The sequence below is a fragment of the Candidatus Desulfolinea nitratireducens genome (genome assembly GCF_982879505.1).
In genome coordinates, this window is sequence record NZ_CEYOSI010000117.1 from 1 (window position 1) to 10749 (window position 10749).

Genomic DNA, 10749 nt, shown 5'->3' on the forward strand with positions numbered 1-10749 from the left:
ATTCAACTACACTTAATTACGAAATCTAGTGTTGAGCAAGCTATTCTTTCGGGCGAGTTACTAAGCTATGGTATCCGTAAACTTTTCTTCTAGAAACTCAGTAAGGGCGTTGATCAACTGTGCTGTTTTCGCAGGAGAAAAATCCTTGTCACTTGGTGTATGAATTTTTGGGATATAAAATCCCCCAGGGATGATAGTTTTATCAGCATAGGAAATATCAATCGCCCCTTTCTCCCGAAAGGTGTAATTGTCGGAAAGTGGAACCCTTTTCATATCAAGCATTTGAGTTTGCGGAAGGTGTTCCTGTAAAAAAGGCAGCACTTCCTGAGCAACGCGATTATTATGATGATAAACAAGCAGCGGGACTTCGCCGCGAGAAACACAATCCAGATTGATGATGGCTGTATTGGCTCGAAGGTGATTATCCTTTTGCCAGATCCTTTTCAGCGCATTTGAACCGATCAAGCCCCATTCTTCATTATCTAAGAAGACGAACTGAACCTTCTCTTTGAAGCTCTCATCTTTGATCTGCTCCGCCAAAGCCAAGAGGCCGATTACCCCACTGGTATTATCTTCCGCATTGTTGGGGTTTGGAAAAAAGATAGGAATCACAAGCAAGATACTCGTAATCATCAGGTAAATTGTTGCCCAATATCCAAAACCATTGAATTCGAGCCAATGATAAATTGCACTTAGGGTCAAGGTTAGGATAATCAGAAAGATCGAAGCCAGAACTTGCCTGGTATGACCAAAGAGTGTGAAAGCTGATGAAATTCCCCAAGGCATGATCGTTGGGGTATCGTAATGAGCTAGAAAGACCACTTCAGGCTTCTCACATTTTGTAAAAAGCAACCGATTGGTGAAACCCCAGTGCTTGATTTTTATTCGCTCGCTTTCGGAGTTACACTCTTGTAATTCTTCCTCGATCTTATCAAGGAAACGCTCTTTCTCTTTGCCTGTCAATCGACGTGAAAACTGTCCCGCAAGATCTTCGCTCCATTTTTTTAGTAATCTAATATTCATTTTTCCCATCCCTGATTTTTCCACTGAAGTGTAAATGGGGCCTCTTGAGTAATCGTTTCGATAATCGGGGAAAGGAAAATGTTTATTTTCTGTGTGATGACTGAAAACTCATAAGGCGCGTTCTCTATGCCATTGCGTTCCAGAAAAGCAATCCATTGCAAAATTTTCTTCTTTGCGAATTCTTCAGAAAAGGCGGGAATCGGGTTGGATGGGAGTTTTGTTTTGCGATGGCGAAAGGTTTGCATGATCGCTGTCTGGAGCAGGGAGCCTTTGAAATCAAAATGTGAGGCTAAAAACCATATATCGTAAAAATCCTTCATGCGACTATTAATCTCCCCAAGATAGATCATTGCCTGGAATTTTTCCGCGATCACACTTTCTTGCGGATAGTTCTTTAGCTTTGGCGCAGGATAAGATAGCAGGGTTGGATATTCTGTACGCACAGGATTTGGGGAGATTTGGTCAGAGAAACCAACATCAATCTGCATTTTGATGCGCGCCTTTCCCAGATAGCCGAAAAACTCCAGACGTACACCCTCATAATCTGCATCTTCCTTGATTAAGGTGCCTTGTACATTTTCTGGCGGAAAGGATACGCCATCTTCTACTACGGACAGCGAGCAAATTTCTTGGGTAATACTGACCAGGTTATCTACTTCATTGGACATAGAACCCAATAGGTCAATATCCCTTGTAGAGCGATGCAAAGGGCCTCCCCAAATCTGAAAAGCTAAAGCTCCCTTGAGGATAAAATCATCACAGTAGGGAGATTGGCTAAGGCGGTAGAGAAAACGCTCAATGGCATAGTATTGGAGATAATCATTTAAAGGACGCCCACTAGTACGGGCTTTTTTCAATAAGCGGCTGTGAACTGATGCAGAGGTATTTTGGGTCATAGAAGTGCTTCCAGATACGGGGTAATGAGCGATGCCACACGGTCTAAACGTGCGTATTGCATGAGCATATCGAGATTACAGCGTTTTTCTTCAATAGCCTGGCGCAGTGCTTCCAAGGCTACATCCATGCCGGTCTTTTTACGAAACTTGAAAGAATCCGCAATTGTTTTTTCTAAAGAATAAATTTTTAGAGGAATGCCATCGACAATTTCTTCCTGAATGCCCGCCTCATATATTTTGGGCGACATTTTGAAAATACGCAATGGAGGGTACTTAATGCGAGGTTTCTCAGTGTTGGCTGGCATGGCAAGATAAACAAAATGGGGGATTTGGGTGGTTACACCGTAAAAATCCAGGGCTGAAATAAGACAAACCACGCCCTTGGGCACCTGCAGGCTAACCTGAATCAGGTCTTTATGGGAAGACAATCCCATACTCGCCAATCGGTAGAGGCCTCGGTTCTCCTGGACAATTTTCCCTGAATCTCTCAAGGCATAGAGGGTGCGCGAGCTAATGCCCAAATCCAGGGCTTGTCGGGTCCTGAGCCAGCCTTGTTTTTTCTTGAATAGATCTAGAGCGGTTTCTTGTGCTGATTTTTTCATTGGTATTTATGTATAATATTCTAGTAAGTTCAAAGAAAACTTGCTAGAATATTATACACGCTTTTCTATTGTTAGGCCCCTCACTAAAATGCTATAATTCATTGTATGCCCCTATCCAATGACGACGAAATTATACAAATTATCGAGGACTTCGCCCACGACCTTGGTGATAATATTGACATTGATGATTATCTACCTTTTCTTGTCCGCCTGCTAAAAGAGATTGAACTTGATGCGGTGCATGGTCATAAAGATAATTTCAGCGCTTTTCACCGGGTGTTGAATGATCTGGGTGGTGAAATTCAAGAACGGCTGAACAGTGGGAAATGGACAGATAGCTAACATTATTTTCATTAAAAATATTATGGTTCTAGATGCCGATTTCTACATAATCTATAAAAACTGAGTATGTTTCTGGTTAGGAATTCGGATTTCCATAAGCTGTACGGACTCATCGGCATTCCCATGCCGTCTACAACAACTCGTGGATCTCATTCCAAATTTAGGCGTGAGTAGACCCATCTTCTCCCCTCTCCCGACTGTGCGGCATCGACCGTTTAACCTGTGCGTTTTACCGTTTTACTCACTTGAGAAACTCCTTTTTGATTAAATTTGCACACGAGCGGGGTACCCTTGCTCATAAGACGCTAATATAGGCACATGATGACTATATCCCCCACCTTTATTGGCTTCTCAGAGTCAGCAGAAGACTGGGATCGCCTCCCCTACGATTGGTTTGATATCTGGCACGGTGTTCGCAATGAGCATGGATCACGCTTTGCCCCCATGCTCAAAATGACCGAATATATTCTCAAGCACACCTGGGGGACAGGCAGATTCAACGGACAGGTTCAACTATCCGCAAATGAGATTCGCCTGGGGCGGCGTCGCAATAAGTTTGAACGTTTTGACAACGGCACAAGCATATCCGAAAATTCGGTTCAGAACGCAGGAAAAGCTTTAGTCGAATTGGGTTTACTGGAGATCGAACAGGATCAGGTCGATCTGGCACGTCGCCTGCGCACCTATCGTCCCCGTATCCATGAAAAAAACGAGGGAAACACAGGCAAACCTTTTAGCGGTTTTCCTCCCCCAGCACAGAACTACTTCAAAGTCCCCAAAGTCTGGACTGACATCACCACGAATATCACCCGTGCGTCAACCATTCTTACCGTTGAATATCTGTTCCGCCATACCTGGGGCTTCAACAATAAAGAGCGTGTCTGGCTCAGCGCAGATGAGATCGCAAAAGGTCGCCTGTATGACAATGGACGTCGTCGCTACGATGCGGGCACTGGCTTCGATGTTTCGTCTATTCATCGTGCGCTGAAAGAAGCCTTGGCGCTGGGGTTGGTTGTCTGGACAGAGAGATATGAAGCAGGCATTACCACACGCTTGTTCAATCTCCGCTTCAGCAGAGATACTACCCAAGCCTGTGGCACGATTGAGTAATCTGCATAAAACACACCATGTCGTACAGATTAAACGGAGTATGCAACACACTTTAAACGGTTGATGTCGCACACCTTTTTGTCGGGAGGGGCAGCTAAGCTAGCGATAAATCAGATGAGATATCTAATATCGCTTGCAATACCGCTTCGAAAGAAATATCTTTGGCAAAATCATTATCTTTACGGTATTGCTCCCAACGTTGCTGCATTTCCTTGTCATTTTGTATGTTGGCCAAGATGTTTTCTATGTCTCTGAAAGTATGGAGAGAATTTCTGTGTTCAGCGGTAGCTTCAAATGCATCTGAAAATATCTTTGGGTTATAAGCGTCAGGAAAAGTTTTCAGGAGGATATAGACATCGTAAAAATCTCTGGGGCGGGTGTTGAAGATTCCCCCCGCAAAATGGTTTCGACTTTTTCTGCTAATATCGTTTCGAGATTATAGGCCCAGATATCTATTGATTTCTCATCAAAGACTGATTGGAATTGGTGTCGTATTGCACCTGGAGTGATTCTGTCGCCAGCGGTAATGTCGACTTTCAAAGGTGTGCTAATCGTTTCATGCTGGGCAATAAGACCAGCCCGAAATCCGCCATATACGTCATCTTCTCGAATCGGCTTAATGGTCTCAAGCGTGAATGTGACGTCATCATCCAATTGAATCGAGCAAATTTTAGACACGATATCCACAAGCGCATCTTCAGAAAGGGGAAAACTTCGCAAAGTGGTATCCATGTCCATGGTAGTTCTGCTGCCAATCCCGACCATGGATGCGATCAACATACCTCCTTTGAGAACGAAGGCGTCCTTGTAGCTTGATATGGAAATTCTTTCCAAAAAGCGTTCCAAAAAATAACTCTGTAAAACAGCTTGAGCAGGAATGTGATATTCCTGGGCTTTATTTCTGGCTCTGGCTTTTAGTTGCATTGCCTTACTCATGAAAGAACCTCGACAATTTCCCTGACCGTTTTCAAAACATGAAGTTTCGTTGCATATTCAAAAAGACGATTGAAATTCCTGTCTTTATGACTGACGTAATTTTTCAGAGCTTGATTTTCGATCTGGATATCGACTTTATTTCTGTTTCGGACGATGTCGCAAATCGTTCTTTCCAGGTTAAAGGTCTTAATGGGGTTTCCAAAGGGTGAATTAATGGATAGCAGACCTAAGTTCAGCAGTTCCGGTTTGATAAAGAAAACTTTCGCCCCATCTCTTTTTAGTCCGGAAGCGTTATAACCGGAGGGTACGGTTAATGTGTAAAAGAGAGGGTTTCGATCAGATAACCCTAGCAAGAAAAGGGCTGTTTCGTGGGAATAAATAGCATTTTTGAATTTTGTTTGAAGAATTAGCATATCATCTAAAAAAACATCATCAGACGTATATAATCCCCTTGAAACTCTTTTGATCTCACCTCTTTCCAAAAGTAAGGTGATGTAAGAACTTGGAATCCCTAGTTTGGAAAGATCAGCAGTACGAAAAAAACCATTCTGCTCTTCTAAGAGTTGGTATATTTTCTCGATAGGTGCAGACAATTCTTTTGCTTTCATGCTTATATTATAATCCAAATGAGCATAAACACAAAGTTCTTTTTATTCCCCCCTTTCCACAGCCATCGTACAGGTATACTTACGCCTATGGACAAGCTCGCAGGCGCAGTGGAACGCATCACCTTCTACAATCCGGAAAACGGCTATACCGTGCTGCGTTTGCGCCCGGAAGTGCGTGGGCGTCAGCGCCTGCCGGGGTTGAGCCGAGACGGGCTGATCACGGTTGTGGGGAATTTGCCGGAAGTCTCTCCTGGAGAGCATCTACAACTTCAAGGGATCTGGGATACCCACCCCAAACATGGCAAACAATTCAAGGCGGAAATCTGTACACAGGTGCTTCCATCCACGGTTGCAGGGATGGCAAGCTATCTTGGCTCAGGCATGGTAAAGGGTATTGGACCCAAGCTGGCAGAGCGCATCGTGGAATGTTTCGGGGAAGCGACGTTTGAGATCATTGAGCACCAGTCACACAGATTGGAAGAAGTCTCTGGCATTGGACGGGATCGGACGGGCAAGATCATCGCCGCCTGGGAAGAGCAGAAGCAGGTCAAGGAAATCATGGTCTTCCTTCATGCACACGGTGTAAGCACGAACCTGGCGGTAAAGATCTATAAGGAATACGGGGACACAGCCCTGCAGGTCGTGCAGGAAGACCCATACCAATTGGAGCGCGATATTTACGGGATTGGCTTCAAGACCGCTGACCGGATTGCCCAGGCGTTGGGGCTGAGTCCTGAACACCGCTCTCGCATTGAAGCAGGCATCGTTTTTGCCCTGAATGAAACCATCAACCAGGGGCATGTCTATGTCCCCAGAGGAATGCTCGTCCAGCGAGCGATAGAACTCTTGGGCGTGTCTCACGAACTGATCCCCGCAGGCTTGGAACGTCTTGAAGGGCAGGAACGTATTCGTCAGGAGAAATTACCAAGGCCGAATGGCCGCGATGATGAAATGATAGACGTGGTCTATCTGACGCCGCTTTATTGGGGTGAAGTCGGGGTAGCAGAACGCATCAAGGCGCTGACAAAGGCGCAAGCGCCCCTTCTCTTGCAGGAAAAACTTCCCCAAACAGGGCTTGAACTTTCCGATGAACAAGAGCAGGCTGTGAGGATGGCGCTGGCGCATCCGGTATCCATCCTGACAGGCGGACCCGGCACAGGCAAGACCACCTGCCTGAAAGCCCTGATCACAACCCTGGACGCCCGCAAAAAACGCTATGCGCTTGCCTCTCCAACGGGACGGGCAGCAAAACGTTTATCCGAAGCAACCGGTAGCCCAGCCAGCACGATCCACCGCTTGTTGGAATTTTCTCCTGTGGACGGGTTTAAGCGTAATCCCGACAACCCTTTGAACGTGGATTTTCTGGTGGTGGATGAAGCCTCCATGCTGGATTTGTTGCTGACCAATCATTTGCTAAAGGCGTTGCGTCCTGGCACGCATCTGCTTTTTGTAGGCGATATAGACCAGCTTCCATCTGTCGGGGCTGGGGATGTCTTACGCGATCTGATCGAGAGCGAAGTTGCCGCGGTGACACGCCTGAAAACCATCTTCCGCCAGGCAGAAGGCTCCCAGATCATCACCAACGCTCATAGGATCAACGAGGGGCAAATGCCCTTCTTTGCAAAAGGGGAACAGGGAGATTTCTATCTCTTCCCATCAGAAGATGCTGGCGCGGCAGCAGATTGGCTTGTAGATGTAGTTACGGAGCGTGTGCCGCAGAAATTTGGCTTTGATGCTCTGGCTGACATCCAGGTACTTTCCCCACTCTACAGAGGCCCGGCAGGTGTCACGATCCTGAACGAGCGACTGCAAGAAAAACTCAATCCCGCCACAAATGGAAAAGCTGAAAAGAGTCTATACGGGACGATATTCAGAGTGGGGGATAAGGTTATGCAAACCCGCAATAATTATGACAAGAATGTCTATAATGGAGATATTGGTTTTATTCAGGGGATCGATTTGGTAAACCAAACTTTGGCTGTGGATTTTGAAGGACACCCTGCTGAGTATGAATGGAGCGAGGCGGATGAGCTGAACCTTGCCTATGCTGTTTCTGTCCATAAAGCGCAGGGCTCAGAATTCCCTGTGATCGCGATGCCTGTGGTAACGCAGCATTACATGATGCTGCAACGCAACCTGATCTACACAGCGATCACCCGTGCGCGAAGTTTATGTGTTCTTGCCGGAAATAATCGTGCGATAGGGATTGCTGTACACAATAACAAGGTCGCTCAGCGTTTTAGTGCATTGAAGATGCGGTTACAGACATAAAAAAGACAAGACAAAGAGGGTGTAATTGCGACTCTCCAGGCACCATTTGATATACGCCTGCTTTTTTTATCAATTTCTTTATTTCGTTTGGAGATAAAGGTGGGTATGACGTATTACACTCTGAGGGCAAGTAATATTGCAATTGATGAGCGAGAGACTGATTGCAATATTGTTCTATATATCTTGAGTGCTCCCCATGAAAACACATCGTTTATAAAGAAAATGGGTGTGCTATACTCCATAATATGCGATCCATATTGTTATTGGCTTATCGCCTTTATGCTGAATTTATGAGCCGAATTGATGATTTCAAACACGCTGGTGAATCTTTGCCGCCTGTTCCTTGTCAGCTTTGTGGTAAGCCGGGACACAAGGAAAGATATTGCCCCCATGCGTATGAATTAGGGTATTTTAACTAAATTCAGTAGATCACGATTTCAGGATTAAACACCTTGCAATAGTGATTTCAGTTTCATTTACTAGGGTAGAGAACACAAATTCGTAAAGTACTGAATTTGTAAAATCCTTGCGGGAAATATCAATGCGTAAACTCATCTTTTTTCTTGTTCTTCAAATAATTCTGCTCTCCTCCTGTGCGCCACGGGTAACATCAGACACAGTAGTTCCAGCCATTGAGATGACAAACTGCACCTTGTCATCTCCCGGTGTGCCCCTTCAGGTAATTGCCAAATGCGGGACGCTGACGGTCCTTGAAGACCGGTCTAATCCACAAAGCCGCAAGATTAATCTCAACATTGCAGTTGTGCCAGCAATCAGGCGCAGCGCTGAACCGGATCCCTTGTTTGTCCTGGCCGGTGGTCCGGGACAGTCAATCGTCGAGATCTTCCCTGCCATGTATGCCAGCCTGTTCAAAGTTAACGAGAAGCGCGATATCGTCCTGGTAGACCAGCGCGGCACTGGAAAATCCAATCCCTTGCGTTGTCTTGATTCCGACGATATATTCCTGGACAATGAGCAAGACATTCTCTTGCTCAAAGAATGTCCCAAAAAGCTGGATGCGGATCTAAAGTATTACACCACCGATCTTGCCATGCAGGATCTGGAGCAGGTGCGCTCTGCCCTTGGATATCAAACCATCAATCTGTACGGCGTTTCATACGGCACACGCGCCGCGCTTACCTACTTCAAAATGTATCCCGAACAAGTCCGCAGTCTGGTATTGGATGCAGTGGTTGACCCCGCATTTGTTCTCTATCAAGATGCCGCTCAGGATGGGCAGAAGGCTCTCGATTTCTTTTTTTCCCGTTGCGAGAAAAATGAAGCCTGTACATCCACCTATCCCAACCTGAGAACCGAGCTTGATACCGTTTTGCGGGATTTGGACCAATCCCCAGCTGACATCACCATTCCTCACCCCATTACCGGGAAGCCCCTCGAACTCACGGTCACCAAAGTATTTTTCACCGATATAATTTTTAGCGCGCTGTATTCTCCTGACCTTGTCGCCTTACTCCCCTTGAGCATTCATCAAGCGTACACAGAAAAAAATTATGCACCGTTGATTGCCCAGGCATATCTTCTGGATGGTGGCGTGTACGATGGGATGTTCTACGCCGTCACCTGCACGGAGGATGCCCCGCTAATCTCTCCTATTGAAGCAAAACAGGATGGCGCAGAGAGTATCTTTGGCGATCGTACTCTGGATTTCATCGAAGTATGTAAAGCCTGGCCGAAAGGCGACGTGCCGTCTGTTCTACGAGCACCTGTTTCATCCGATATTCCAGTCCTGATATTGTCCGGGGAAGCAGATCCGATCACGCCGCCCTGGCATGTTGAGCGCTTAGTCCAATCTCTCCCAAACAGCCTGCATCTGATCTTCAAAAGCATGGGACATGGGAATGTAACAACTGAGTGTACAACGAGGATCCTGGACAAGTTCATTGAGAGCGCAACTGTCAAGGATTTGGATACTTCCTGCGTAAAAAATATCATGCCGCCGCCATTCTTTGTTGATTTTAGCGGTCCCCAACCATAGAAGGATATATCATGATTGAAGTTCAGGGCCTATCCAAGTCATTCGGTAAGATAAAAGCCGTTCAAAACCTATCATTTTCGGCATCCAACGGACAGATCACCGGTCTACTCGGTCCAAACGGTGCGGGAAAAAGTACGACACTCCGCATGTTATACACACTTCTCAAACCAGATAGTGGGCTGGCGCGCATAGATGGATTTGACGTTACACAAATGCCCATTGACGTACAAGCCCGGATCGGTGTACTTTCGGATGCGCAGGGAATCTATGAGCGTCTGACAGCGCGCGAGAATATCCGCTATTTTGGCAAATTGCACGGACTGAGGGGCCAGAAGCTTGAGAAGCGCATGGATGAGTTACTGAATATCCTGGATATGCAATCCATCGCCAACAGAAAAACGGAGGGATTCTCCACAGGCGAACAGCTCAAGGTTGCCATCGCACGCGCACTCATTCACAACCCGGGCAATGTCTTACTGGATGAGCCAACCAATGGCTTGGATGTCAAAAGCACGCGCGCCATGCGCCAGTTTATCCGAAAACTGCGCGACGATGGAAAGTGTATCCTCCTGACCAGTCACATCATGCAGGAGGTGGCCGCGCTTTGCGATCAGATTATCATCATCTCAAATGGGATTGTTGCAGCACAGGGGACATCCGATGAATTGCTCCACAAAACTGGAAAGGATAATCTCGAGGATGCTTTTATCGAGATCATCGGCTCTGAGGATGGTTTGGCATGAAGCAGATCTGGATCATCTTTGAAAAGGAAGTCCTGGATGGTATTCGTGATACTCGCAGTTGGGTAACCGGGTTGTTAGGAGCATTAATCGGACCGATTATACTGGGCATCATGCTGGTCATTTTCGGGTCCAGCATGCGAGAAGATATTGATAAGTCACTTACCTTGCCTGTCCAGAATCCCGAGTATGCGCCAAGCTTGATTCAATTCCTTGAAAGCAATG

At 46.2% G+C, this 10749-nt stretch carries 11 protein-coding genes and 1 pseudogene; 6 read left to right on the forward strand and 6 right to left on the reverse strand.

The window, feature by feature from the left end:
* Nucleotides 1-60: 60 nt before the first annotated feature.
* Genes AC3DOM_RS11035 through AC3DOM_RS11045 form a run of 3 tightly spaced genes read right to left on the reverse strand, consistent with a single transcriptional unit; the run spans nucleotide 61 to nucleotide 2521 of the window.
* Nucleotides 61-1023, reverse strand: coding sequence for a M28 family peptidase (locus AC3DOM_RS11035; RefSeq protein ID WP_487919103.1), 963 nt, complete (start codon nucleotides 1021-1023; stop codon nucleotides 61-63).
* Nucleotides 1020-1919: a nucleotidyl transferase AbiEii/AbiGii toxin family protein gene (locus tag AC3DOM_RS11040; protein WP_487919104.1), complete on the reverse strand. Its 900-nt coding sequence runs from the start codon at nucleotides 1917-1919 to the stop codon at nucleotides 1020-1022. Before AC3DOM_RS11040 ends, AC3DOM_RS11035 begins: the two co-directional genes overlap by 4 nt.
* The gene (locus AC3DOM_RS11045) at nucleotides 1916-2521 is read right to left on the reverse strand and encodes a type IV toxin-antitoxin system AbiEi family antitoxin domain-containing protein (protein WP_487919105.1); all 606 of its coding nucleotides are present in this window, start codon (nucleotides 2519-2521) and stop codon (nucleotides 1916-1918) included. Before AC3DOM_RS11045 ends, AC3DOM_RS11040 begins: the two co-directional genes overlap by 4 nt.
* Nucleotides 2522-2626: 105 nt before the next feature.
* On the opposite strand from AC3DOM_RS11045, the gene AC3DOM_RS11050 reads away from it, so the two are divergent.
* Together AC3DOM_RS11050 and AC3DOM_RS11055 are read left to right on the forward strand one after the other, a co-directional pair.
* On the forward strand, nucleotides 2627-2863 hold the full coding sequence (locus AC3DOM_RS11050) for a hypothetical protein (protein WP_487919106.1): 237 nt from the start codon (nucleotides 2627-2629) through the stop codon (nucleotides 2861-2863).
* A 321-nt stretch (nucleotides 2864-3184) separates the two neighbouring features.
* Nucleotides 3185-3973, forward strand: a complete 789-nt coding sequence (locus tag AC3DOM_RS11055; RefSeq protein ID WP_487919107.1) for a hypothetical protein — start codon at nucleotides 3185-3187, stop codon at nucleotides 3971-3973.
* 94 nt (nucleotides 3974-4067) lie between these two features.
* Here AC3DOM_RS11055 and AC3DOM_RS11060 read toward each other — a convergent pair whose 3' ends face one another.
* From AC3DOM_RS11060 to AC3DOM_RS11070, 3 genes are read right to left on the reverse strand one after another with little or no spacing between them, the layout of a single operon-like run.
* Complete coding sequence (locus AC3DOM_RS11060; RefSeq protein ID WP_487919113.1) at nucleotides 4068-4397, reverse strand: nucleotidyl transferase AbiEii/AbiGii toxin family protein; 330 nt, start codon at nucleotides 4395-4397, stop codon at nucleotides 4068-4070.
* A complete protein-coding gene (locus AC3DOM_RS11065; RefSeq protein ID WP_487919108.1) occupies nucleotides 4313-4909 on the reverse strand; it encodes a nucleotidyl transferase AbiEii/AbiGii toxin family protein in 597 nt (198 codons plus the stop codon). The genes AC3DOM_RS11060 and AC3DOM_RS11065 overlap by 85 nt, the downstream gene beginning before the upstream one ends.
* Nucleotides 4906-5517, reverse strand: coding sequence for a type IV toxin-antitoxin system AbiEi family antitoxin domain-containing protein (locus AC3DOM_RS11070; RefSeq protein ID WP_487919109.1), 612 nt, complete (start codon nucleotides 5515-5517; stop codon nucleotides 4906-4908). The genes AC3DOM_RS11065 and AC3DOM_RS11070 overlap by 4 nt, the downstream gene beginning before the upstream one ends.
* Before the next feature lie 87 nt (nucleotides 5518-5604).
* Between AC3DOM_RS11070 and recD2 the strand changes: the two genes are divergently transcribed.
* From recD2 to AC3DOM_RS11090, 4 genes and pseudogenes are all read left to right on the forward strand, one after another.
* Entirely contained in the window at nucleotides 5605-7788 is a 2184-nt protein-coding gene (gene recD2 / locus AC3DOM_RS11075; protein ID WP_487919110.1) for an SF1B family DNA helicase RecD2, read from the forward strand.
* Nucleotides 7789-8329: 541 nt separating this feature from the next.
* On the forward strand, nucleotides 8330-9784 hold the full coding sequence (locus AC3DOM_RS11080) for an alpha/beta hydrolase (RefSeq protein WP_487919111.1): 1455 nt from the start codon (nucleotides 8330-8332) through the stop codon (nucleotides 9782-9784).
* An 11-nt stretch (nucleotides 9785-9795) separates the two neighbouring features.
* Nucleotides 9796-10527 carry an ABC transporter ATP-binding protein gene (locus tag AC3DOM_RS11085; protein ID WP_487919112.1) on the forward strand — a complete coding sequence of 244 codons (732 nt, stop codon included), beginning with the start codon at nucleotides 9796-9798 and terminating at the stop codon, nucleotides 10525-10527.
* Nucleotides 10524-10749: pseudogene (locus AC3DOM_RS11090) on the forward strand (ABC transporter permease); the annotation flags it as partial. The gene AC3DOM_RS11085 and the pseudogene AC3DOM_RS11090, both read left to right, overlap by 4 nt.

What these genes read in the sequence shown, in the direction of transcription:
- AC3DOM_RS11035 (WP_487919103.1), bottom strand. Translation starts at nt 1,023, where the DNA reads ATGAATATTAGATTACTAAAAAAATGGAGCGAAGATCTTGCGGGACAG.
- AC3DOM_RS11040 (WP_487919104.1), bottom strand. Translation starts at nt 1,919, where the DNA reads ATGACCCAAAATACCTCTGCATCAGTTCACAGCCGCTTATTGAAAAAA.
- AC3DOM_RS11045 (WP_487919105.1), bottom strand. Translation starts at nt 2,521, where the DNA reads ATGAAAAAATCAGCACAAGAAACCGCTCTAGATCTATTCAAGAAAAAA.
- AC3DOM_RS11050 (WP_487919106.1), top strand. Translation starts at nt 2,627, where the DNA reads ATGCCCCTATCCAATGACGACGAAATTATACAAATTATCGAGGACTTC.
- AC3DOM_RS11055 (WP_487919107.1), top strand. Translation starts at nt 3,185, where the DNA reads ATGACTATATCCCCCACCTTTATTGGCTTCTCAGAGTCAGCAGAAGAC.
- AC3DOM_RS11065 (WP_487919108.1), bottom strand. Translation starts at nt 4,909, where the DNA reads ATGAGTAAGGCAATGCAACTAAAAGCCAGAGCCAGAAATAAAGCCCAG.
- AC3DOM_RS11070 (WP_487919109.1), bottom strand. Translation starts at nt 5,517, where the DNA reads ATGAAAGCAAAAGAATTGTCTGCACCTATCGAGAAAATATACCAACTC.
- recD2 (WP_487919110.1), top strand. Translation starts at nt 5,605, where the DNA reads ATGGACAAGCTCGCAGGCGCAGTGGAACGCATCACCTTCTACAATCCG.
- AC3DOM_RS11080 (WP_487919111.1), top strand. Translation starts at nt 8,330, where the DNA reads ATGCGTAAACTCATCTTTTTTCTTGTTCTTCAAATAATTCTGCTCTCC.
- AC3DOM_RS11085 (WP_487919112.1), top strand. Translation starts at nt 9,796, where the DNA reads ATGATTGAAGTTCAGGGCCTATCCAAGTCATTCGGTAAGATAAAAGCC.